This is a genomic window from Sphingobium sp. BS19 (assembly GCF_027925545.1).
Taxonomy (GTDB): Bacteria; Pseudomonadota; Alphaproteobacteria; order Sphingomonadales; family Sphingomonadaceae; genus Sphingobium.
Genome location: NZ_BSEF01000001.1, coordinates 373,724 through 396,999 on the forward strand (window position 1 = coordinate 373,724; position 23,276 = coordinate 396,999).

A 23,276-nucleotide genomic window follows, 5' to 3' on the forward strand; every position below is an offset into this window, starting at 1 on the left:
GAAGCTCCAGAACGCGGCTGCTAACGCTGACTGATTGTTACCGCGTTCCGAAACATTATTACAAGTTATGCGAAAAGGCCAGCCCCTCGCGGGACTGGCCTCCTCCGTTGGTTCTAACGGTGCTTCGCTGTCGGATCAGCAGCGGCGACCGCCATTCTTGTCGATGGCACGTCCGGCCAGAGCGCCTACGCCTGCACCCAGGATCGCACCGGTGGTGCGGTCACCGCGACCGGCGACTTCGTTACCGAGCAGGCCACCGGCAATCGCGCCGATGATGGTGCCGCCGGTGCCATTGTCGCGGCAGCGGTAGTTGTTGCGGTAGTTGTTCCGGTCGTTGCCACGGTAATAGTCGTTACCGCCGCGATAGCCGTTGTTCCGGTAATAGCGCTCGTTATTGTAATAACGACGGTCGCCACCGCGGTAATAATCGTCCCGATCATAGCCGCGTTCGTAACCGCGATAATGGTCACGGGCCATTGCCGGAGCCGAGGTGGCAGCGAAAGATGCAACGCCCATTGCAAGCGCAGCACCCATGTTGATGAAAGCAGACTTCTTCATGGCGTTACTCCTTATCAAAACTTCTTCGGGAGGGTGACTGTTTCGAATCACTGTCCCTCTCGATGAGACCCTTATGGGCGATTCGCTTTGAGGCTTGGCTGAACATGGATGACAGCCTTGGTTCAGTTATTTGCCGTTCATAAATCGCGACAAATCAAGTGTGTTCCGCCGCCAAATCGCCTATCGGCTGGACCCCGATGTCGCGCGTTCTCCTTATCCTTCTGCTGGCGGTAGCATTGCTGTCGCCGCCCGCACCGAACAAGGGCGCGCCGCGCGTGGCGGGGTCGCTGCTGGTAACGGCGCATCCCCTCGCGCTCGACAGCGACGATCCCCGGCGCGACCGGATCGGCCCGTTCCGCTTTCTGGGTGGCTGGCAACTGACCAGTCCGCATCCCGATTTCGGCGGCATATCCTCTTTGCTCGTGCAGCCGGACGGGCAATTCCTTGCGCTCAGCGATTCGGGGACGCTGTTCGGCTTTTCGCTCAACGGTCGCGGAGGGCGGCAGTTCGTCGCGCCTTTGCCGACGACCGCAGCGGAAAAGGATCTGCCAAGCTGGACATGGGATTCAGAAGCGCAGGTCGTCGATCCCGCGACCGGCCACCACTGGGTGTCGTTCGAGCTGATCCAGCGCATCTGCCGCTATGCGCCGGGATTTGCGCGGATCGAATCGTGCATGTCGTGGCCAGCGGTCAAACGCTGGCCCGACACCGGGGCGGGTGAAGCGATGGTCCGCCTGAACGATGGGCGCTTCCTGCTGTTTTCCGAATATGGCTATGGCAAGGATGGCGGCAACGATGTGCTGCTGTTCCAGCAAGATCCCGCCGAACCCAAAAGCGTGCCCCCGCTGCGGCTAAGCTATCGCCCACCAATGGGCTATCGGCCTACCGATGCCGTCGTGCTGGACGATACGCATCTGCTGGTGCTCAATCGCCGGGTTACGCTGCACGAAGGGTTTACGGCCGTCATCGCGCTTGTGACGCTGCCGCCGTTGCGCGCCGGTGCGGAGCTTGTGGCGCAAGACCTCGCCCGCTTCGCGCCGCCGGTGTTGTCCGATAATTTCGAGGCGCTGGCGCTATCCACCGAGAACGGTCGGCGCATCCTGTGGATGGCATCGGACGACAATCACGAATTTTTCCAGCGCAGCCTGCTGCTGAAATTGGAAATTCCCAAAAGTCTCACGCAATAAAAAAGGCGACCCGCAGGCCGCCTCTCTTATTCGTTCAGAAACCGAGTCGTGCGTGTTACGCGGCGACCTTCTGCTTCTTCACGATTTCACGCTTTACGCGCTGTGCGCGGAGCGAGAGCTTCTCGTCATTGGTCTTGAGCAACCAGTTGTCGAGACCGCCGACATGCTCGACCGAACGCAGGCCGTTGGTCGAAACGCGCAGCTTAACGCCCTTTTCGAGCGCTTCGGACAGCAGCGTGACGTTCTGCAGGTTCGGCAGAAACACCCGCTTGGTCTTGTTGTTCGCGTGGGACACGTTGTGGCCCACTTGGCGGGTCTTGCCGGTCAGCTCGCAGATGCGCGACATATCAATCAGCCCTGTATACAGAAGGTTTCGGTGGCCCGGGGTTTGCCCGGAAAGCGGCGCGGATAGCCCGATCGCCCTGATCCGTCAACCCTTGGCATAGAGTATATAGCAACCTTCGCCGCTGATCTGCGTTAAGCGCCCTATAGTTCACGGAGGGTAAAATGATAAAATTCATATTGGGACTGCTGGTCGTGGGGCTGATCGTCGTTGGCGGTGCCATGGCATTGGGCTTGCTGAAAGTCGAACAGACTCGCGATGCGACGCTCCCGGCGGTTGCGGTGAAGCAGGGCACGTTGCCCGCGTACAAGGCCGATGTCGTGAAGGTCGAAGTCGGCACGCGCAACGAAACCGTCGAAGTGCCGACGGTCAACGTGCAGAAGCCCCAATAAGCGACACACTGGCGCGGCGCACCATGGGGCGTTAAACGCCCTCATGCCCGCGCCATTTCCCACCCCCGCACCGATGCGCCGCGCGCTTGATCTGGCGCGTGCAGCCGGGGCGGCGGGGGAAGTCCCTATCGGCGCAGTCGTCGTGCGGGACGGGGCATTCATCGGCGAAGGCGAGAACCGCAACCGCCGCGACAACGATCCCACTGCACATGCAGAAATCGTGGCCATCCGCGCGGCGGCGCAGGCCATTGGCGACTTTCGCCTTACCGATTGCGAATTATGGGTGACGCTGGAACCCTGCGCGATGTGCGCCGGTGCCATATCCCACGCCCGAATCGCGCGGCTCTATTATGGCGCATCCGATCCCAAGGGCGGAGCGGTCGATCATGGCGCGCATGTCTTCACCCACCCGCAATGCCTGCACCGGCCCGATGTCTATGGCGGGATCGCCGAAGCGCCCGCCGCAACCTTACTGCGCGACTTCTTTGCCGTTCGGCGCTGAATAGTCGATGCGGTAGAGTTTGTAGGGCAGGGGGGCAGGCGATGTCAGCGTCACCGGCTCCAGCCAGCCCGGTACCGTCCCGCGCATCAGTTGCGCGTAGAATCCCTTCGGACTGCGCGACTGATACACGGTGCCTTCTGGGAAGTTCGGGCAGATCAGCAGATAGGTCGCGAAGTGCCGCGCGGCGATGGCGCGGAACCCGTCGGGAGGACCATCCAGCGCATGATGAATGTCCAGAATCGCCGCGCCGTTGCGATGATAGGGACCGGCAATCGCGCTATGATGCGTCGTGGCGATGAGGCGCGGCCCCAGATCGACCATCGTGAAGATTGTGGCGGGCGGAAGCTGATTCAGCACCTGTAGCTGCGGCAGCGAGCGGCAGCGGCCATTGGCCTTGCGGATCAATTCGCCTCGGCTGTTGGGGCTAGGCTTCGCTTTGGGCTTCGCTGGCGCCGCATCGGTCATGTCCGCGATCAGGCGATTGGCCTCCGGGTATATCTGATACACAAACAGCACTGCGCCGACGACCAGCACGGCCAAAGCGCCAACGACGCGCCAGAGTGGTTTGCCGAACAGCATCGTGCGCGCTGCCATCCATGCCGTCCACGCCGCCGCCGGTATCGCGAGGAACTGCGCCGCAGGACCGGCCCGCAATTGCCAGAACAGCAGGCCGACCGCGAATATCGTCATCAGCGTGACGGTTGCCCATGCCCACAGGGCTTCGGTATCCCGCCGCACGGTCCAGCAGGCAAACAGCGCGCCGATGATCGCCACCACCGGCAGGGACAGCAGCGGCACCACCACATTGCGCGCCTGCACCGTGATCGGCTTGGCCTCGCGGATATTGGCGAGCCACAGTTTTTGCAGTTCAGGCGAGAGCTGATAGGCACTCGTCACGCATTGCGGCCAGTTCATCAGCGCGAAGGCGGCGACCAATGCGCCGATAACCGCACCGGCGATCAATCGCTGCTGCCAGTTGCGCAGGGGCAGATAGGTCAGCAGCAACATCCCGCCCGCCGCCGCGCCCAATATGCCGACCCATACGGGCGACAGGGCATCGCATACCGGCGCACGATTGGCGTAGCTGGCGGTCAGCACGAACAATAAGCCGACGCCTCCGCCAAGGCTGATGGCATAAGGCCGCATCCGCCGCGCCGCGCCATCCTTGAACACCCAGCGCAGCGCGACGATGGCACCGGCTGCGGCGAGATAGACGATCATCTCCATCCCGATGGCGATGGAGAACGCACTACTCAGCCCCGCGACGATCCCGCCGCGCAGCCAGTTGCGGTCCACCATCCCGGCCAGCATCGCCACGGTCAGCGCCAGCTGCCAGCCATGATGGTCGATCCGCATCGGCATATACATGCTCAGACCCATCTGCGCCGCCAGCGGAGCCAGCACAGCGACGATCCACGCATTGCCGCCCGCCAGCCGCCGGACGATGAACGCAAGGCTGAGCATCATCGGCAGCAGGGGCAGGAGAGGGGCTATGGCGCAGGCCAGCCGGTCCGCCGTCGGAATGTCCGTGAACAGCCGGAAGAACAGCATCAGCCCAGCAATCGGCAAGTCCACCAGCCGCGACCAGTGAATGTTCGCGCCGCCCGGTGGGTCGAGCCGATACTGGCGCAGATCGTACCAACCCTGACCCGCCAGCCAGTCCTTCACCTGCAGATAGCGGATATTGTCGTCCGTATCGGTCAGCACCAGCCAGTGCACCTGCTGCCAGCGTGACACGATGTAGAACGCCGCGATGCCCACCCAGATCAGGAAGGTCAGCCATTTCCATTCCGCATCGGCATAGGCCGACCAGCGATCGACCAGCGGCGTGATGCGCGCGCGCCAACGGGGGGTGTTCTGTGTCGCGCTGCTCATCTTGCCGCTTTCCATGTCATGAGCGCCGGATTAGACCGCCGCACGCAAAGCGCAAAGGGGTGTCGATGAAAATCATGGCGGCGATCAGGGCATGGCCCCCCGAACGGCGCGCGCTGTTGTGGCAAGTCGTGCGATATGGCCTGACCGGCGTAACGGTGACGGCCATTCAGGCTGCGATCTACTGGACGCTGGCGGCGTTGGTGGGCCTGCATCCGCAAGTCGCGCTGGTGGCGGGGTTCTGCGTCGCGGTGGTGGCAGGCTATGTGCTGCACGGCGCCTTCACCTTCCGCGATGCCGAACGCGAAGATCGCAGCGCGGGCCGAGCGGTAAAGTTCGTCGCGGTGTCTATGGTGAGCCTGGGCATCAATGCGGTGTGGGTATGGCTGTGCGTCACGACGATGGGCTGGCCCGAATGGGCGCCGATCCCGGCGTTTATCTTCGTAACGCCTGCCATCGTGTTCGTACTGAACCGGCAATGGGTATTTCGTTAGTCTTCATCAGGCACCGGGAGCGGGAAGAAGCCCCGATAGGGTCGTGCCTCATCAACAGCTCGAGCGAAGGACGGACGCGCCAGCAGGCGGTTGCGATAGGCGAGGACGTTGGCAAATTGCGGCCCGATGGGGTGCACCCAGTGCGCGTAGAATAGAAACGGTGCCGCGCCGCAGTCGGCCAGTGTAAACACATCGCCGGTCGCCCATTGCCGGGCGGCCATCACCCCGTCGAGCCACGCATAGGCGGTTTCCAGTTGGGCATGGGCATCGGCCACGCCCGCCGGATCCTTGGCATCGTCCGGCCGGAGTGCATCGAACACGATCTTTTGCTGCGGCGTGGAAATGTAATTGTCGAAGAAGCGATCCATCATTCGCGTATCCAGCGCAGCGGCCGGATCGTCAGGGATCAAAGGGACGTCGCCGCGATAATGCAGGTCCAGATATTCCAGAATGATGGTCGCTTCGGCGATGGTTCGGTCGCCGTCGACCAGCACCGGAAAGCGTTTCAGCGGCCAGAGTGTAGCCCACTCCGCACCATTTTTCGGTTCATCAGGCGAGAGCATGCGCAGCGTAAAAGGAACCGCGTTCTCATATAAGCCGATGAGCGCCTTTTGATGATAAGAGGAAAATGGGTGTCCAAATAACAGTAAATTCGGCATTTTCCTCTCCCAGCAGCCCGATCGTCAGTGCACGAACCGCGCCACTACGTCGCGATAGCTGCGGCTGACCTTCACTTGCGCGCCGCTTTCCAGCACCAGGAAGCATTCGCCGTTGGTGTGGGGTTTTACCTGACGGACTTGCGACAGATTGACGATGGTGGAGCGATGGACGCGCTGAAAATTGCGGGGGTCTAGGCGCTTTTCCAGATCCTTCATCGTCTCGCGCAGGATCAGCGAATTGTCGGCAGTGTAGATGCACATGTAATCGCCCGCGGCGTCGATGCGTTCGATGCTGTCGACATCGACGCGGAAAATCTGCCCGCGATCCTTGATGTTGATGAGCTTTTCATAGCGGTTCGAGGCATGGCCGTCTTCTTCCGGGGCAAAGTCGCTCATTGCCTGCGGCGCGACTTCGGCGAGCACTTCGCGCAAACGCTCGACTTCCTGCACCTGCCGCTTTTCACTGAGGCGCAGGCGCACGCGCTCCAGCGCATCGGCCAGACGGTCCGGCTCGACCGGCTTCATCAGATAGTCGACGGCCTGCGCCTCGAACGCGCGGATCGCGTGATCGGAATAAGCAGTGACAAAGATGAACAGCGGCGGTTCGATCTCCATCATGCCCTGCACGACGGAAAAGCCGTCAAAACCGGGCATCTGGATGTCGAGGAAAACGAGGTCGGGCTTGTGCGTCTTGATGGCCCGGATGGCTTCACGCCCATTCTGGCACGTCTCGATGATCTCGACATCCTCATGGGCTTCGAGGCGGAGCTGCATGCCCTGAATGGCAAGGCTCTCATCATCGACGAGGATCGTTCTAATTGTCATGCAGCCACTTTCGTTGATTCTTCCGTTATCAGCGGCATTTCGATGGTCACCGAAAATCCGCCTCCGGGTGTGGAACGTGCGTCGAAGCTATGGCGTTCCCCATAGGCTTGAAACAGCCTGTCGCGGATGTTGGCCAATCCCACTCCCGTCGAGAGACTTGGACGAGCTGCGATCTCGTTCAATCCCGGACCCGTATCGGACACGACGATCCGGACGTTTTCACCGGCAGGCTGCGCCATAACGGATATTTCGGCGCCTTCTTCCTTTGGCGTGACAGCATATTTGATGGCGTTTTCGACCAGCGGCTGCAGCAGCAGCGACGGCAACCGGGCATGCGCGACAGCGGGATCTATGTGGAAGGCAGGCCGCAAGCGGTCCTCGAAACGCATCTTCTCGATCTCCAGATAGAGTTTGAGCGTTTCCACTTCCTGCTCCAGCGTGACCTGCGCCGTCGGTTCGTTGATGAGCGTGTAGCGCAGGAAAGAGGAGAGGCGGGAGAGCATCGCATTGGCCCGGTCCGTCTGCTTGAGCAGGACAAGCGTCGAAATGCTGTTGAGCGTATTGAACAGGAAATGCGGATTGAGCTGATAGCGCAGCATCGCAAGCTGCGCGTTGCTCGCCTGCAGCTCCAGCCGTTGAAGCTGATCCGCTTGCTCCTCGACCGTCAGGAAGAAGTTGATGGCGTAATACAGCGCCGACCATGCGCCCAGCAGCGTGACGGTCAGATAGAAGGCGCCAAGGAAAAGCTGCAACCCCGCTGTATCGCTGGATTGGTTCTGCGTTGCAAAGACCCATGCATCGATGAAGGCGCAGAGCGCCGCCGAGGCCACGACCGCAACGATCGAAGCGCCCCAGGTGATGATCGGCCGCTGCTTGAGCAAAGCGCGGAAGATCACGGCCATCAGCAGGGTCACGGAGTAGCCGGTGACCGTCGATATGAGCACCGGAACGAGAAACGAGAGGTCTTGCCCGTTCGCAACGCCCGACGCGCCGCGCAGCACGAAAGTGCCCAGCCAGCCTAGCGATTGAAGTTGCCAGAATGCCCGGTTCTTATCCGCGAAAAACGGTTGTGGTTGCAGGGGATTGACCGACATGACGCAGGCTTAGCCGGTTTTGAAGCTACCGAGAAGGGGGTGCGTCAGGCCGTGGCGTGCGTGCGTTCTTCGCAGACGGGGGTTTGCTCGTCGTCGAACACCCACATCAGATCATCGACTTCCAGCATCCGGCCATCGTGGGACTGGATGCCGATCTGCTGGATCGGTTTGCCGTCGCGGCGGTCGCACAGGACGGGGACCGAAGGCACGCCGCATTCCCACTTTTCGCCCCATTGCCGCAGGGCAATCATCACCGGCGCCAAAGCGCGGCCTTTCTGCGTCAGGCTATATTCCACCTTGCGCCGGTCGCAGCTCATCGGTTCCCGCGCCATGATCCCTTTTTCCACCAGCCGCGCGAGGCGATTGGCAAGGATGTTGCGCGCGATGCCGAGTGTAGACTGAAAATCCTCAAAATGACGGATGCCCGTAAGCGCACCGCGCAGGATCATGAACGACCAGCGTTCCCCCATCGCTTCGAGAGCGTTGGGAAGCCCGCATTGCTGCAACGCTTCTATCTCACGTTTCTCATGATCCATCATAGCCGCACACCTTAGCGCAATCCTTCCAACGTTGCAAAATGCAATCCATGACGCCCACCTGGTGAATATCGCGTGAATATACAGTTGCGATCTGAAACGAATCTATATAGGTAGCCATTCGCAACTTACAACCTTGTCGGGAGGCCAATATGCATATCAGGACTGTATCGTTCATACGTGCGCTATTGCTGGGCGCTGCAGTGGCGGGCGCCGGTTTCGGGGCGCTGCCGGCACAGGCGCAGCCATCGGCGCGCTTTTACAAGGTCACGCTCGCCACCCCGGCCAAGCATGCGCAGTTCGTGGCGCGGGAGTTGCTTTGGACATGTGCGGGCGACCAGTGTTCCGCATCGAAGGGGGCAAGCCGTCCCGCGATCATCTGTGCCGCCGTTGCAAAGGCAGTCGGGCCGCTTCTGGCCTTCACCGCCGATGCGCAGGCATTTGACGCGGCCCAGCTTGCGGCGTGCAACGAACGGGCGTCCTGAGGCGCGGCAAATCCACTTTATTGACGGATTGTGGCGCGCACGCATCGGTGCGTGACATATTTTTGTTGCGGTTGCGGGCCTATAGCCCCCATCTCTGCTTTCTATGTTGCGTCAGTATGAACTTGTCGAACGGGTAAAAAGCTACGATCCGGATGCGGACGAAGCGATGATCAACCGCGCCTATGTGTTTTCGGTCCAGAAACATGGCAGCCAGAAACGGGCGAGCGGAGACCCCTATTTCAGTCACCCGATCGAAGTCGCGGGCATCCTGACCGACCTCTATCTCGACGATCAGACGATCGTGACTGCGCTGCTGCACGATACGATCGAGGACACGCTGGTCACCTATGAGGAGATCGAGAAAGCGTTCGGCAAGGATGTCGCGCGGCTGGTCGATGGCGTGACGAAGCTCTCCAAGATCGAAGCGCAGTCGGAAAACGAACGCGCGGCGGAAAATCTGCGCAAGTTCCTGCTGGCGATGTCGGACGATATTCGCGTGCTGCTGGTGAAGCTGGCCGACCGTCTGCACAATATGCGGACGCTGCATTTCATCGCCAAGCCCGAAAAGCGGCGGCGCATCGCCAAGGAGACGATGGATATCTACGCGCCGCTCGCCGAGCGGATCGGCATGTATGATTTCATGCGTGAGATGCAGTTGCTCGCTTTCCGCGAACTCGAACCGGAAGCCTATGACAGCATCACCAAGCGGCTGGAGCATCTGAAGGAAGGCGGCGAGGACAAGGTCGAGCGGATCGCATCCAGCCTGCAACTGCTGTTGGGCAGCAACGATGTGCGGGTGACCGTGTCAGGCCGGGAAAAGCATCCTTATTCCATCTGGCGGAAGATGCAGGAACGGCACATCAGTTTCGAGCAGCTAACCGATGTCATGGCCTTTCGCGTCATCACCGAAAAGACCGAGGATTGCTATCGGGCGCTGGGCATCATTCACCAGCATTTCAAAATGGTGCCCGGCAAGTTCAAGGATTACATCTCCACGCCCAAGCGCAATGGATACCGGTCCATCCACACAACCGTCATCCACAGCGAGAATGCGCGCATAGAGGTGCAGATCCGCAGTCAGGACATGCACCGCGACAGCGAATTCGGGCTGGCGGCGCACTGGGCGTACAAGCAATCGAGCGGCGGTCAGACCACCCGGCCGGACGGGCAGGCGGGGTGGCTGCGCGATCTGGTCGAAATTCTCGAACAGAGCCAGGATGCGGACGAGCTTCTCGAACATACCCGCATGGCGATGTATCAGGATCGCATCTTCGCCTTCTCGCCCAAGGGTGAACTGCACCAGTTGCCCAAGGGATCGACACCGGTCGATTTCGCCTATGCCGTCCATACGCGGCTCGGCAACCAGACCGTGGGTGCGAAGATCAATGGCCGCGTCATGCCGCTGCGCACGTCCCTCGAAAATGGCGATCAGGTCGAAATCCTGAAATCGGACGGGCAGGAGCCGCAACCCGGATGGCTGACCTTTGTCGTCACTGGCAAGGCGCGCGCAGCCATCCGCCGCTATATCCGCAACAAGCAGCGCGGCGAACAGATTGCTCTGGGCGAGAAACTCTACGAGGAAATCGCCAGCCGCCTGCCGGTCGAGATCGGCGACAAGGGCTTCAACGCGGGCCTAAAGCGCCTGAAGCTGGAGGATCGCGCGGCCCTGATGATCGCGATTGCCACGCACCGCGTGACCGACGCCGAAGTGCTCGAAGCGCTGATCCCCGGATCGACTACGGCGGAAGGATCGGATGATGCGCATCCGCGCCAGCATGAGCCGGTATCGATCCGTGGGCTGACGCCGGGAATCGCCTATGTGCTCAGCGATTGCTGCCACCCCGTACCGGGCGACCGCATCGTCGGGCTGCGCCGTGTGGGCGTGCCGATCGAAGTGCACACCATCGATTGCAAGGTGCTGGAATGCGGGCTGGACGCCGAATGGGTCGATCTGGCGTGGGATACCAAGTCGAAGGGCGGCACTGCGCGCCTTGCGATCATCGTCAAGAATCAGCCGGGTGCGCTGGCGTCGGTCGCCAACATCTTCGGCGCGAACAAGGCGAACATCCTCAACCTGCAACTGGTGAACCGCGAAGGCCCGTTCCACACCGACGTCATCGACCTGGAGGTCAGCGACGCGCAGCACCTCAACCGCATTCTGTCGGCGCTAAGGGCGCTGGATATCGTGGTTCAGGCAGACCGGGTTTAGAGCTGCCTCATCCCACGCTGCGTTGATAGGAACCTAAACTCTGTTGTTCCCCGGCGAAGGCCGGGGCCCAGTTCTGAGCGTGGGACTGGACCCCGGCCTTCGCCGGGGAACGGCAAGACCGTTGCCATGTGTTGCAACTATCGTAATTTGGTATCGCAATGACGAAGGGTCAGCGCCGGCGCCTTACAAATCGGGCATCCTCTTTGCCGGATCGTCGCTGAGCATATAGTCGATGGTCCGGTGAAAATACTGGTTGCCGCGCTCGTTCTGCCCGAACAGCACGGTCTTGATCGCGCCCGATTCCATGCCGCGCTGCACCTGCAGGCCGACACCATAATCCTCCCGGTCCACGACTTCGCTAAGCCAGTCCATCATACCTTCGATGCCTGCTGCATCCTCTGCATCCTTGGGCGGTGCGCGGCGGATGAAGAGCAGGTTGGTGGTGTTTTTGTCCGGCGTCGGGCCGGGGATCAGTTGCGCGACCTGCGTGATTTCCGGCGCGAAGAAGATGCTGACATTGGGGAAGATGGTCCGCACGAAGTCGAACCCTTCATTCTCATGGCTGCCCCAGCTTTCGCGGGGCAGTGCGCCCAGCGCTTCCTTGATCCGCACCTGCGGATAGCCCACCCGCATATGCGGGCCGAGCGCGGTGAAGTGCATGATGTTGCTGAAGGTGCGCGGGTGGATGGTTTCGGGATGCGCAGCGGCGAAGTGATAGCCCTCCAGATAGCCGTCATAGGCGATCTTCCAGTTCGCGCCGTGGATACGCCGCGATCCGCAATAATGCCACTCGTCCAGCTTGTAGGAATTGAGGTCGTCCAGCATCCCGCCCAGATGCGCTTCGATGTCGATCTCCATACCCGGCGTCAGGCAAACCCAGATAACACCGCCCGCCTCGACTACGGGCAGGGTGGTGAGGTTGCGTTCCTCCTTGCACACCGGCCCGAATTTCTGCGGATCGGCCACGCCCAGCAGCTTCCCGTCATTCAGGAACGTCCAGCCATGATAGGGGCAGGATAGCCGCTTGGCATTGCCATGGCCTTCAGGCTTCAGGATCATGCCACGATGGGTGCACACGTTCAGCATCGCCGCCACGCTGCCGTCGGTCTTGCGCGTGATGAGGATGGGTTTGCCCATCAGGTCCATCGCCTTGTAGTCGCCCGGATTGGGCATTTCGGCGGTGAGCGCGGCCAGCAGCGGCAGCTTCATGAAGATTTCCGACATCTCCCGTGCGAAATAGGCGGGGTCGGTATAGGCGCTCGCCGGGATTTCCATCGTACCGTCGGCGCAATCGGTGGTGCCGGTCTCTACATATTCCAGCATCTTTTCGGCTTCTTTGCCGATGGTCTCGTTATAGCCCATATGTCCTGCTCCTAAGCGTCCGCCGGGTCGAGGCAGACGACGGTTTTACCCGTCGTTCGGCCCTGCATCAGGCGGATGAAAGCGTCCGGCGTAGCCGAAAGCCCGTGGCTGATATTTTCCAGCGGCCGCAATGCGCCCGTCCGTACCCACTCACCGATACGCGATTGCGCCTCGCCCAGATACTCTGGATGGTCATAGGTCAGGAAGCCGCGCATGGTCGCGCGCTTCACCAGCAACTGCCACAGGTTGCGGATCGGATACTGGTCGTCGGCATTGTTGTAATTGGCGATCATCCCGCACACCACGATACGCCCGAAATCGCGCATCTGCGGCAGCATCGCGTCGAGTATCTCGCCGCCCACATTGTCGAAATAGACGTCGACGCCCTCTGGTGCCGCCTGCGCGATCTTGTCGGCCAGCGCACCCGGCGCGCGATAGTCGATCACCGCGTCGAAACCCAGATCGCGGCACAGCGCGCCCTTGTCCGCACCGCCCGCAATGGCAATCGTCCGGCATCCGGTCAGGCGTGCGATCTGCCCCGCGACATTGCCCACCGCACCTGCCGCCGCGCTGATCGCGACGACATCGCCCGGCTTGATCTGACCGATAGCGAACAGCCCGACATAGGCAGTCAGCCCAGACGGTCCCAACGTCCCCATCTGCAGCGACATCTGGTCCCGGTCGGCAATCTTCAGCTTTTCCATGCCCAACGCATCGGCGGTGAGGATGCTATAGTCTTCCCAGCCCGCCAATGCCCGCACGATATCGCCGGTGGCAAAACCATCCACGCGGCTCTCCACCACTTCGCCCAGCATCATGCCGCGCACGACTTCGCCGATGGCGACGGGCGGCAGATAGCTCGGTCGGTCGTCCAGAAAGCCCCGGATGGCCGCGTCCATCGCCAGCACGCGATTGCGCACCAGCATTTCGCCCTCCGCCAGCGGCGCAACGGGCGCTTCTACGAAAGCGAAGTCCTCACGATCGGGCAGACCGGTCGGTCGCCGCGCCAGGGTTATCCGGTGGTTGATGCGCGTCATTCTGTGTTCTGTGTCCCCGGAGCTGTCCTCTGCCCCGATCATATGTCGCGCCTGTGTCAGTCTGCCCTCTGACTAGCGCTAGTTGCTTCACCACCCGTTTGCGCGGTTCTCTCCCACGATACCACAAATGACGAATGAGGGCTTGAGACCATGATGATCGACCTGCGCGGCAAAACGGCGCTGATTACCGGTGCGGCGTTGGCCAAGGGGCTTGGCTTTTCGGCGGCACGCAAGATGGCGGAGCAGGGGGCAAAGCTGTTCCTGACCGATATCGACGGCGCGCGCGTGGCGGAGCGCGCAGCGGAACTGACGGCGCAGGGACATGAAGTCTATGCGATGGCGCATGATGTGACCGACGAAGCAGCGTGGGACGCGGTGATGGCGGCGGTCGTGGAAAAGCTTGGCGGGCTGGACATCCTTGTCAACAATGCGGGGATCGCCGTGCTCAAGATGATGAGCGTGATGACCAAAGGCGCCTGGGACCATCAGCTCAACGTCAATCTGAACAGCGTCTATCTGGGTTGCAAGGCGGGGCTGGATCAGATGCGCGCACAGGGGCGGGGGGGCTCCATTATCAATCTGTCGTCCATTGCTGGCGTCATCGGCGTACCGGGTTGCGCGGCTTATGCGGCCAGCAAGGGCGGCGTGCGCCTGATGACCAAGGCGATAGCGATGGAAGCAGCGCGGGAACAGATTCGCGTCAACTCCGTCCACCCCGGCTCGATTTGGACCGAGATGCAGGACGTGGCACTCGCGGATAACAAGGAGCAGTTCGACATCATCGAAGCCGCCATTCCGATGGGCCGTCTGGGCGATCCCGACGACATTGGCGCGATGATCGCTTTTCTGGCGTCCGACGATGCGAAATATATCACCGGTGCGGAGTTCATCGTCGATGGCGGCATGACCGCGCAATGAGCGTGGCGGTCGCGGCATCTCGTCCGGCGCATGTGCCGGACGACCGGGTCATCGATTTCGACGTGAACGCGCCGCTTGGCCTAGGGGGCGACTTTCATCAGGCATGGCATGAACTGGTTGCCGATACCCCGCACAAGCTGATGTGGACGGATCGCAATGGCGGGCACTGGATCGTCACCGATGGCCCGTTGCTGCACCAGTTGTTCGACAGGCCGGAGGTTTTGTCGAACCGCATCCTCTTCATCCCGCGCGACGTGTCGCAGCATCACAAGCTGGTGCCCACGACATTGGACCCGCCGGAACACACGCCCTATCGCACCTTGCTGAACCGGGCGCTGTCGCCCCGCACCGTCCGTATGATCCATGACAATATCGCGGCAGTCTCGGCGGAGTTGATCGACGGTTTCGTCGCACGCGGGACATGCGATTTCATTGCGGACTATAGCAGCCAGTTTCCCATCCGCATTTTCATGGCGCTGGTCGGCCTGCCGCAGACAGACGCGGCAATGCTCAAATATTGTTGCGATGCGATGGTCCGGGCAAATCCGGATCTTCCGTTCACACACGCTTCGGATATGCTTGCCGCCTATCTTGCCCCCGTAGTGCGGCAGCGGCGGCAATCGCCCGGTGACGATCTGCTCTCGGTATTGCTGGTGGGGGAGATCGACGGTGCGCCCATGACCGATACGCGCGCATTGCAACTGGCGATGCAGGTGTTGATTGCGGGACTCGATACCGTCGTCAACATGCTGGGCTTCGTCTGGTATTATCTCGCCACCCATCCGGAGGCGCAGGCGGCGCTGGCCGACGTGTCGAAACGCGCCGATATGGTGGAGGAAATCATCCGCCGCTTTCCCGGCGTCACGATTGCCCGGCTGGCCCTGTCGGATATCGAGGTGGATGACGTCGTCATCCGTGCGGACGATGTCGTGGCAATGCCCACCATGGTCCATGGCCTCGATCCCTCGGCCCATAGCTGCCCGATGGAGCTGGACTTCACGCGCCGTGCGCCTGCCCATTCCACCTTCGGCAACGGTCCGCATCGGTGCCCCGGGGCGCATCTGGCGCGGACGGAAATTCTGATTTCGCTGGACCAATGGTTCGCGCGCATCCCGCGCTTCGCTTATGACGGCGATGCCCCGCCGGTCGTGCATGGCGGCATTGTCGGCACGCTGGAATCATTACCGCTGCGATGGGATGCCTGACGCAATCCATAGGTCGCGTTGGCGTCAGGACAGGCTAAGATAGCGCCAAATATTCAGGAGACAGGATTCATGGCTGAACGCGATTCCAAGATCAAAGGCACGCCATTACCGCGATGCCCCGGTCCCTCGGTGCGCGATCTGGCGCTGGCCGATACGAACCCGGTGCCCGAGTTTCTATACGAAGACGAATATGAAAATCTGGGGTCCGATCCGATCCCGGCGTCGCGCTACACCGATCTCGCCTTCTTCGCGCTGGAGAACCAGCGTCTCTGGCCGCGCATCTGGCAGATGGCTGCCCGCGAGGAAGAACTGCCGGAAGCGGGCGATTATGTCGTGTATGAAAATGCCGGCAAGTCCTTCATCATCATGCGGCAGGAGGATGGATCGATCCGGTCCTTCGCCAATGTCTGCCTGCATCGCGGGCGCAAGCTGAAGACGGAGGACGGCTGGACGGCGGAGCTGCAATGTCCGTTCCACGGTTTCACCTGGAACAATGACGGATCGTTGAAGCAAATTCCCTGCCGCTGGGATTTCTCCCATCTCTCCGATGAGAAGATGCAGCTTCCCGAAATCTCGGTGGGGCGCTGGGGCGGCTATATCTTCCTGCGTGAAGCTGCCGAAGGGCCCACGCTCGAAGAGTTTCTCGCGCCTATCCCTGAGCATTTCAAACGCTGGAAGCATGAGGAATGCGCGACGGCCATCTGGGTCGGTAAGGTCGTTCCCGCCAACTGGAAAGTGGTGATGGAGGCTTTCATGGAAAGCTGGCACACCGTCGTCACCCATCCGCAATTGCTGCCGTTCACCGGCGACGCCAATTCGATGTACAACACCTATGGCGACTATGTGAACCTGACGGTCACGCCCTTTGGCACCATGTCCCCGCATATCGACCCGGAGGGCAAGGAGCAGCAGTGGATCGTCGACGAGTTCGTCAAATATAACGGTCGCTCGTCGGATAACTATGACGAGAACATCGCGCAGGAAGAGGGCGGCTACAACGTCAAGGTGCCGGAAGGCAAAACCGCGCGCGAAGCACTGGGCGCAAGCCTGCGTGAGACGACGACCAAGATGTTCGGGCACGATGTCAGCTTCGCGTCGGACGCGGAGATGATGGACGCGCTCCTCTACAACGTGTTCCCCAATTTCAGCCCCTGGGCAGGGTTTCAGCCGAACATCGTCTATCGCTGGCGCCCGTGGAAGGATGTCGATCACTGCCTGATGGAAGTGCGCGTGCTGACGCGCGTTCCCCCGGGCCAGCCGCATCCCAAGGCACCGCCCATGAAGTTCCTGACCGACACGCAGAAATGGACCGAAGCGCCCGAGCTGGGCATCTTGGGCGACGTGTTCGAACAGGACATGGATAACCTGCCCTATGTGCAGCAGGGGCTCAAAGCGTCGATGAACGGCGAAGTGCAACTGGCCAATTATCAGGAAATCCAGATCCGCCAGTTCCAGAATACGCTGATGAAATATGTCGAAAGCTGATCGATCGTTTCCATCTGAACGACATTGAAAAAGGCCCGGTCGGTATAGTCGACCGGGCCTTTTCTTATGGGCGCTCGCTGCTGCACAGGAAACAACCGGCACAAAAAAGCGGCCGGGGTTTCCCCCGACCGCCTTGTCGAAACGCTTGTGACTTGGGCTTAGAACTTCACGCCCAGCGTCGCGCCATAGGTGCGCGGCTCGCGTGCCGTACCGAAGGACCACAGTCCGCCGACGGTGAAGCCGTGCGTCGGTCCACGGTCGTCGGCCAGGTTGCGACCGAACAGCGTCAGCCGTGCTTCCGTCCCGGCCAGGTCGAACTTGGTCGACAGGCTGGCATCCACCAGACCTTGCCGGTCGGTCCGCACCCGCGGGTCGTTGCCCGTCACGGTGATCGGCCCGGTCGTCAGGTTGCCGCTCAGCCCGCCGATGGAAATCTGCTGATCGTAGCGACCGATATAGCGATAGCTGACGTTCGCGGTGACTTCGCCGAAGCTGGTAGGAACGGTGTAGTCGGCCGTCAGCGATGCGTTGGCCTTGGGATTGTAGATAAGGTCGTTGTCCGAATAATCATAAGGTACGACCAGTCCGGACACCGGCGAGACGCCGCCGACGATGAAGCCCTTGAACTTGGAGTCGAGCAGGCCGAGCGAACCGGTGATGGTAAGGCCGGTTGCGGGACGCGCCGTAAAGTCGAACTCGATACCCTTGATCGTCGCAGAGCCGACATTCGACGTGACCGTTTCATTGCCGGTCGCACAGCTTGGGCAACCCAGTGTGTTGTTCTGCTGCAGGCCGTCATATTTGGAATAGAAGGCCGCGACGTTGAACTGCAGCTTGCGGTCGAACAGGTCGAGCTTCGTGCCGACTTCGTAGGAATCCACGACTTCGGGCTGATACGCAATGCTGGCGCTGGCGGCGGTGCCTGCACGCGGCGAGAACCCGCCGGAGCGATAACCGCGCGACCAGGACGCATAGAGCATCGTTTCCTCGTTCGGCCGGAAATCGACGCCGATCTTGGGCGTGAATTTCTTGAACGTGTCCGATCCGCGCCCGATTTCTACGCCGCCAAAGGCATTGCTGAGCGACTTTTTATCTTTCGTGTAGCGACCACCGAAGGACAAGCGCCACTGATCCGCAAACGCCCAGTTGAAATCGCCGAACAAGGCGACCGAGCGGGTTTTACCTTCGACTGTCTGCGGGTTGGTGTCGAAGATCAGCGGATCGACAGTTGGCGAGAAACCGAACACGCGCGAATATTGCCCGAGGTCGTAGCTGGAGCGGAAATAATAGACGCCAGCGACATAATCGAACGTGTCGGTGAACTTGCCCGCTGCGCGCACTTCCTGGCTGAACTGCTTGTAGTCCTGCAGGCGGCGCACATAATAAAGATCGACCGACGATCCGTCGAAATCCTGCGTCTGGTTTTCCTTGGACTCGCGATAGCCCGTGATCGAGGTCAGCGTAACGCCACCCAGATCGTAATTCATCTCGAACGTCGCGGCGGGTGCTGAATAGCGGGTCAGGTTCGCCTGACCGAACACCGTGTACAGATCGCTGGTGCTGTTGCGATTGCATTCGTTGGCGGGGATGAAGCCGCAGAATACTTCGGATGAGTTGGTGAGGTTCGATACGACCGGGTCCGACCGCTGAATCTGCTTTTCAAGCGTCAGCAACGCATCGAAGTCGCCGCCAACGGGCTTGTATTGGAACGAAGCGCCGAAGTTCTCATTGTTGGAAAAGCCGCGACGGTCGCCATTTTGCGACTGCTTGTACCAGCCATCCGATTCATTGTGGAAATAGAATGCCTTGGCCGCGAACGATCCGTCGCTGCTGAGCGGCACGTTGACCACCGCGCGCGTCGCCAGCGTGTTGAAGCGACCGTAAGACACTTCCAGCTTTCCGCCGAACTCACCCGTGGGGCGCGTGCGGCGAATATTGATGACGCCACCGATGGTGTTGCGGCCGAACAGCGTTCCCTGCGGACCGCGCAGCACTTCGATCTGCTCGATATCGAAGAAGTCGAAGAACTGGCCCGTGCTGGTGCCGATGAACACGCCATCGACAACGACGCCCACGGTCGGCTCCTGCGACTTTTCGACGTCGGCATAGGTCAGCCCACGGATCGAAAGGTTCGCGGCGGCAGCGCCAGAACTCTGGTTGGTGATGAGCAGGTTCGGCGCAGCACCGGTCAAATCGCCGATGGTCATTGCCGCCTTGTTTTCCAGCATCGACGCATTGATGGCCGTGATCGCAACCGGCGTATCCTGCAGCGTTTCGTTACGACGACGCGCAGTCACTACGATCTCGCCGGGCATGGTCGCTTCGGCGGCTTGCGGTGCAGCGGTGTTTTCCTGCGCCATGGCAGGGTGCATCCACAGAGCTGTGCTTCCCAGCGCCAGTGCCACGGAACGGTGCAGATAGGATTTGGCCACGAACATTCTCCCCATTTGACAAGGGGCGGGCAATGTTTCGCTCTTATGCAAGTGCCCCCTGATGAGGTTCTAAATGGCGTAATCGGTCGCGATCCGACACTAAGACTTCCTACAGGTTTTGCGTATGATGTTCGGCATCACGCAATAGCGGGCGGCTCCCCATGTGCATCGCCCATTGCGCGAATGGCGGCAATTTTTGCGTGCAGCGGTTCCCAATCGTCGCGCTCGGCAATCGCGGACCAGATCGCCTCGACTTCCTCGATATGCATGGAGCAGGGCGCATCGGCATCCCAGTAAGGATGATCGCGCGACGCGGACGGCGCAAAGTCGCCAATCGCCTCGCGCAGCGCGTCCCATGCCTCCCCCGAATAGCGATCCGCATGGCGCAGGTCGCCAGCGCGCCAGTCATGGAAGAACATGTCGATGCCCGTCTGCGTCTCGATCATCGCCTTGACCGCCAGTTCGACGAACGCCGCCGATGCTTCTTGCGTCGTCGGCGTCAGGCCCAGCCGCCACAGGAACCGCCGCACCAACGCTTGCGGGTATAGCTCCGCAAACCGCTCCAGCGCCTCGATCAGCGGCGGTGCTTCGGATATCAGCCGCAATGATATGGCCAGTTGCGCAACATCCCAATGGATCGCCTCGGCCTGCCGCGCAAAGGCATATAGCCCCTGATGGTCGAAATAGGCAGCGGTGAAACCCGGCGTCCAGTTCGGCGTAAAGCGCCACGGCCCGTAATCGAAACTTTCGCCCGTCACGTTGATATTGTCGCTGTTCAGCACGCCATGCACGAACCCCGCGACCATATAGCTTGCGGCGAGATCGGCGATCCGCTCCACTGCGCGGCCCAGCAACTGGCTCGCCGGATGATCGCCCGGTTCCTCGCCATACAGATTGCGTAGGGCATAATCGACGAGCCGATGCATCAGCGGCTCGTTCCGCTCGAACGCGGTGCGCTGGAACGTGCCGATGCGCATGTGCGAATGGCTCAGCCGCACCATCACGGCGGAGCGGGTCGGGGAAGGCTCATCGCCGCGCTGCAGGCGCTCGCCCGTTTCGATCAGCGAGAAGGTTTTCGACGTGTTGACGCCCAGCGCCTCCAGCATCTCGGTCGCCAGTATTTCGCGCACCCCGCCTTTCAGCGTCAGCCGCCCGTCGCCTGCGCGGCTCCACGGCGTCGTCCCCGATCCCTTGGTGCCCAGATCGAGCAAGCGACCCTTCGCATCGTATATCTGCGCGAACAGGAAACCGCGCCCGTCGCCAAGATCGGGATTGTAATGCTGAAACTGATGCCCGTGATAACGCATCGCCAAAGGCTGCGGCAAATTGTCTGGCAACGGCTGAAACCGCCCGAGATGGGCAATCCACTTCTCGTCGGTGAGCGTTTCCAGCCCCACGCTGGCCGCCCAGCGGTCATTGCGGAACCGTAATATCGTTTCGGGGAAATCTGCCGCTTCGACGGGATCGGCAATGCCGTCCCCCAAAGTCAGGATTTGGCGAGTGGGCGAATATTTCGCGGGTTGCGGGAGGGAGCGCATCCGGCAATATGGGGTGCGCAGCGCGGAAGGATCAAGCTTGTCAGAATATCGCGACGCTTTTTGGTGGTCGAATGACGGCCTGCGGTTGCATTATCGGGACTATGCGGGCGGCGGGGACGACCGGCCGGTGCTCCTGTGCCTGCCCGGCCTGACACGCAACGCACGCGATTTTGAGCCGTTGGCGGACCGGCTTGGCGGTCAATGGCGGCTGATCTGTCCGGACCTGCGGGGCAGGGCGGAAAGCGCTTATGCCAAAGACCCCATGACTTATGTGCCGCTCACCTATCTGCAGGATCTGGAGCGATTGCTGGCCGATCTGGCCCTGACGCGCTTCGTCGTGGTCGGCACGTCGCTGGGCGGGATCATCGCGATGCTGATGGCGGCGACTCGGCCCGACCGGCTGGCGGGGGCAATACTGAACGATGTCGGCCCGTTGATCGAGGAAGCGGGGCTGGCGCGTATCCGTGGCTATGTCGGCAGCGGTAGCACGCATGCGACCTGGGTCCACGCGGCGCGCGCGCTTTCGGAGAACAATGCGGACGTCTATCCCGACTATACGCTGGAGGATTGGCTGGGCATGGCCAAGCGGCTGTATCGCTTGAACAGCAGCGGTCGTGTGGTGCTGGATTACGACATGCGGATCGCCGAGCCGCTGCGGGTGCCGGGCGGCGAGGCGGGTGTCGATCTGTGGCCGTCGATGGCGGGGTTCCGCAACGTCCCGACCCTCATTCTGCGCGGCGAGCGATCCGATCTGCTCGGTGCCGCCACAGCCGACCGCATGGTGCGCGAAATCGGTGCGACCGCTACGCTGACGACCGTTTCGCGCGTCGGCCACGCCCCGACACTGGCCGAGCCGCAAGCCGTCTCCGCCGTCGACGCCTTGCTGGAGCGCGTCCGCGCCAATGGCTGATCCGCCCCGCCTGCTGCATCTTCACAGCAGTTTCGATCTGGGGGGCAAGGAAGCACGGGCGGTCCAGTTGATGAACCACTGGGGACCGCGCGCAACGCATAGCGTGGTCAGCGGTGTGGCGGGGGCGATGGGCGCTGCGTCGGCAATTAACAAAGACATATCGGTTTCTTATCCTGACCCTCCGCCCTTGCAGGGACGGCCCGGCCTGTCCCGCTTCCGCGCTATCGCCCGGTCCATGCAGGGCCACGATCTGATCCTGACCTATAATTGGGGGGCCATGGATGCGGTTTTCGCGCATCGGCTTTTCGCGCGATCCATGCGCTTGCCGCCGCTCATCCACCATGAGGACGGGTTCAATGCCGACGAGGCCGACGGCCTGAAACCCGCGCGCAATCTGTATCGCCGTTTCGGCCTTTCGCGCGCATCGGCTTTGGTGGTGCCTTCGACCGTGCTGGAACGGATCGCGCTCGGCCCGTGGCATCAGCCGCGCGACCGGGTGCACCTGATCCCCAATGGCATCGACCTTGCCCGCTATGGCGCACCGCCACTTCCGGACGCACTCCCCGGCTTCGTGCGGACGCCCGGCAAGCTGGTGGTCGGCACGCTGGCGGGCCTGCGCACCGTCAAGAATATCCCCCGCCTCGTTCGCGCCATCGCCCCGCACCGCGACCGTCTGCAACTGCTGATCGTAGGGGAGGGGCCGGAGCGTGACAGCATCGCCCGCGAAGCTGCCGCGCACGGTCTCGACGATATCCACCTTGCGGGGTTTCAGGCGCAGCCATGGCGGTTCATCGGGCATTTCAATATCTTCGCCCTGTCATCGGACAGCGAACAATTCCCCATCTCGCTGGTCGAGGCGATGGCAGCGGGGCTACCAGTGGCCTCCACCGCTGTCGGCGATGTTGCCGCGATGCTGTCGCCAGAAAACCTTCCATTCGTCGCATCCGATGAGGCGGGGTTATCCGCTGCCCTTGATCGCCTCGCCAGCGATTGCGATCTACGACAAAGCCTGGGTAACGCGAACCAGAGACGGGCGCGCACACGCTATGGACAGGACGCCATGTTCGACGCTTATGCGCGTCTCTATGGTATGGCTCTGGCAAGGCCGGACGTTTTGCGCTAGGGCGCGCCAGATTTTCTGCCCCATGATGCCGAAATATTGGTACAGCATCCAATCTTTCCGGCTAGGGCATCCGTAGCGGTTATTCACTCGATGCTTTTTGGGAGCGTGAA

22 protein-coding genes are annotated in these 23,276 nt (G+C 61.4%); 11 read left to right on the top strand and 11 right to left on the bottom strand.

Annotated elements, in window-relative coordinates:
* Positions 1-135: 135 nt before the first annotated feature.
* Positions 136-558, bottom strand: coding sequence for a glycine zipper 2TM domain-containing protein (locus QMG56_RS01855; RefSeq protein WP_230188519.1), 423 nt, complete (start codon positions 556-558; stop codon positions 136-138).
* A gap of 197 nt (positions 559-755) precedes the next feature.
* Between QMG56_RS01855 and QMG56_RS01860 the strand changes: the two genes are divergently transcribed.
* Positions 756-1,745 (top strand): esterase-like activity of phytase family protein, encoded by a 990-nt coding sequence (locus QMG56_RS01860; protein ID WP_281820857.1) that lies wholly within the window; start codon positions 756-758, stop codon positions 1,743-1,745.
* 55 nt (positions 1,746-1,800) lie between these two features.
* On the opposite strand, the gene rpmB is transcribed toward QMG56_RS01860, so the two are convergent.
* On the bottom strand, positions 1,801-2,091 hold the full coding sequence (gene rpmB / locus QMG56_RS01865; RefSeq protein ID WP_281820858.1) for a 50S ribosomal protein L28: 291 nt from the start codon (positions 2,089-2,091) through the stop codon (positions 1,801-1,803).
* Positions 2,092-2,255: 164 nt separating this feature from the next.
* On the opposite strand from rpmB, the gene QMG56_RS01870 reads away from it, so the two are divergent.
* Entirely contained in the window at positions 2,256-2,480 is a 225-nt protein-coding gene (locus tag QMG56_RS01870) for a hypothetical protein (RefSeq protein ID WP_230188621.1), read from the top strand.
* A 43-nt stretch (positions 2,481-2,523) separates the two neighbouring features.
* Positions 2,524-2,982, top strand: a complete 459-nt coding sequence (gene tadA / locus QMG56_RS01875; protein ID WP_281820859.1) for a tRNA adenosine(34) deaminase TadA — start codon at positions 2,524-2,526, stop codon at positions 2,980-2,982.
* Here tadA and QMG56_RS01880 read toward each other — a convergent pair.
* Positions 2,950-4,857, bottom strand: coding sequence for a hypothetical protein (locus QMG56_RS01880; protein ID WP_281820860.1), 1,908 nt, complete (start codon positions 4,855-4,857; stop codon positions 2,950-2,952). The genes tadA and QMG56_RS01880 overlap by 33 nt on opposite strands.
* 65 nt (positions 4,858-4,922) lie before the next feature.
* Between QMG56_RS01880 and QMG56_RS01885 the strand changes: the two genes are divergently transcribed.
* Complete coding sequence (locus tag QMG56_RS01885; protein WP_375713611.1) at positions 4,923-5,348, top strand: GtrA family protein; 426 nt, start codon at positions 4,923-4,925, stop codon at positions 5,346-5,348.
* Here the strand turns inward: QMG56_RS01885 and QMG56_RS01890 are convergent.
* From QMG56_RS01890 to QMG56_RS01905, 4 genes are read right to left on the bottom strand one after another with little or no spacing between them, the layout of a single operon-like run.
* A complete protein-coding gene (locus tag QMG56_RS01890) occupies positions 5,345-6,007 on the bottom strand; it encodes a glutathione S-transferase family protein (protein ID WP_281820861.1) in 663 nt (220 codons plus the stop codon). The genes QMG56_RS01885 and QMG56_RS01890 overlap by 4 nt on opposite strands.
* A 24-nt stretch (positions 6,008-6,031) precedes the next feature.
* Entirely contained in the window at positions 6,032-6,832 is an 801-nt protein-coding gene (locus tag QMG56_RS01895; RefSeq protein WP_230188512.1) for a LytTR family DNA-binding domain-containing protein, read from the bottom strand.
* Positions 6,829-7,926, bottom strand: a complete 1,098-nt coding sequence (locus QMG56_RS01900; RefSeq protein WP_230188511.1) for a sensor histidine kinase — start codon at positions 7,924-7,926, stop codon at positions 6,829-6,831. The genes QMG56_RS01895 and QMG56_RS01900 overlap by 4 nt, the downstream gene beginning before the upstream one ends.
* A 44-nt stretch (positions 7,927-7,970) precedes the next feature.
* Positions 7,971-8,465, bottom strand: coding sequence for a helix-turn-helix domain-containing protein (locus tag QMG56_RS01905; RefSeq protein WP_375713612.1), 495 nt, complete (start codon positions 8,463-8,465; stop codon positions 7,971-7,973).
* A 149-nt stretch (positions 8,466-8,614) separates the two neighbouring features.
* On the opposite strand from QMG56_RS01905, the gene QMG56_RS01910 reads away from it, so the two are divergent.
* Both QMG56_RS01910 and QMG56_RS01915 read left to right on the top strand, forming a co-directional pair.
* The gene (locus tag QMG56_RS01910; protein ID WP_281820862.1) at positions 8,615-8,947 is read left to right on the top strand and encodes a hypothetical protein; all 333 of its coding nucleotides are present in this window, start codon (positions 8,615-8,617) and stop codon (positions 8,945-8,947) included.
* A gap of 103 nt (positions 8,948-9,050) precedes the next feature.
* Positions 9,051-11,156 (top strand): bifunctional (p)ppGpp synthetase/guanosine-3',5'-bis(diphosphate) 3'-pyrophosphohydrolase, encoded by a 2,106-nt coding sequence (locus QMG56_RS01915; protein ID WP_230188509.1) that lies wholly within the window; start codon positions 9,051-9,053, stop codon positions 11,154-11,156.
* Between the two features lie 183 nt (positions 11,157-11,339).
* Here QMG56_RS01915 and QMG56_RS01920 read toward each other — a convergent pair whose 3' ends face one another.
* Both QMG56_RS01920 and QMG56_RS01925 read right to left on the bottom strand, forming a co-directional pair.
* Positions 11,340-12,518 (bottom strand): aromatic ring-hydroxylating dioxygenase subunit alpha, encoded by a 1,179-nt coding sequence (locus QMG56_RS01920; protein WP_281820863.1) that lies wholly within the window; start codon positions 12,516-12,518, stop codon positions 11,340-11,342.
* Between the two features lie 11 nt (positions 12,519-12,529).
* Entirely contained in the window at positions 12,530-13,555 is a 1,026-nt protein-coding gene (locus QMG56_RS01925) for an NADP-dependent oxidoreductase (RefSeq protein WP_281820864.1), read from the bottom strand.
* 150 nt (positions 13,556-13,705) lie between these two features.
* On the opposite strand from QMG56_RS01925, the gene QMG56_RS01930 reads away from it, so the two are divergent.
* The 3 genes from QMG56_RS01930 (at position 13,706) to QMG56_RS01940 (ending at position 17,163) form a co-directional block, all read left to right on the top strand.
* Complete coding sequence (locus QMG56_RS01930; protein WP_309298534.1) at positions 13,706-14,473, top strand: SDR family NAD(P)-dependent oxidoreductase; 768 nt, start codon at positions 13,706-13,708, stop codon at positions 14,471-14,473.
* A complete protein-coding gene (locus tag QMG56_RS01935) occupies positions 14,470-15,678 on the top strand; it encodes a cytochrome P450 (protein WP_281820865.1) in 1,209 nt (402 codons plus the stop codon). The genes QMG56_RS01930 and QMG56_RS01935 overlap by 4 nt, the downstream gene beginning before the upstream one ends.
* Positions 15,679-15,747: 69 nt before the next feature.
* The gene (locus QMG56_RS01940) at positions 15,748-17,163 is read left to right on the top strand and encodes an aromatic ring-hydroxylating dioxygenase subunit alpha (protein ID WP_281820867.1); all 1,416 of its coding nucleotides are present in this window, start codon (positions 15,748-15,750) and stop codon (positions 17,161-17,163) included.
* A 158-nt stretch (positions 17,164-17,321) separates the two neighbouring features.
* Here QMG56_RS01940 and QMG56_RS01945 read toward each other — a convergent pair whose 3' ends face one another.
* Together QMG56_RS01945 and QMG56_RS01950 are read right to left on the bottom strand one after the other, a co-directional pair.
* Positions 17,322-19,601 carry a TonB-dependent receptor gene (locus tag QMG56_RS01945; protein ID WP_375713622.1) on the bottom strand — a complete coding sequence of 760 codons (2,280 nt, stop codon included), beginning with the start codon at positions 19,599-19,601 and terminating at the stop codon, positions 17,322-17,324.
* A gap of 131 nt (positions 19,602-19,732) precedes the next feature.
* On the bottom strand, positions 19,733-21,133 hold the full coding sequence (locus QMG56_RS01950) for a protein adenylyltransferase SelO family protein (protein WP_281820870.1): 1,401 nt from the start codon (positions 21,131-21,133) through the stop codon (positions 19,733-19,735).
* 37 nt (positions 21,134-21,170) lie between these two features.
* On the opposite strand from QMG56_RS01950, the gene QMG56_RS01955 reads away from it, so the two are divergent.
* Positions 21,171-22,043 (top strand): alpha/beta fold hydrolase, encoded by an 873-nt coding sequence (locus tag QMG56_RS01955; RefSeq protein WP_281820871.1) that lies wholly within the window; start codon positions 21,171-21,173, stop codon positions 22,041-22,043.
* On the top strand, positions 22,036-23,166 hold the full coding sequence (locus QMG56_RS01960) for a glycosyltransferase (protein WP_281820872.1): 1,131 nt from the start codon (positions 22,036-22,038) through the stop codon (positions 23,164-23,166). Before QMG56_RS01955 ends, QMG56_RS01960 begins: the two co-directional genes overlap by 8 nt.
* The last annotated feature ends 110 nt before the right edge of the window (positions 23,167-23,276 follow it).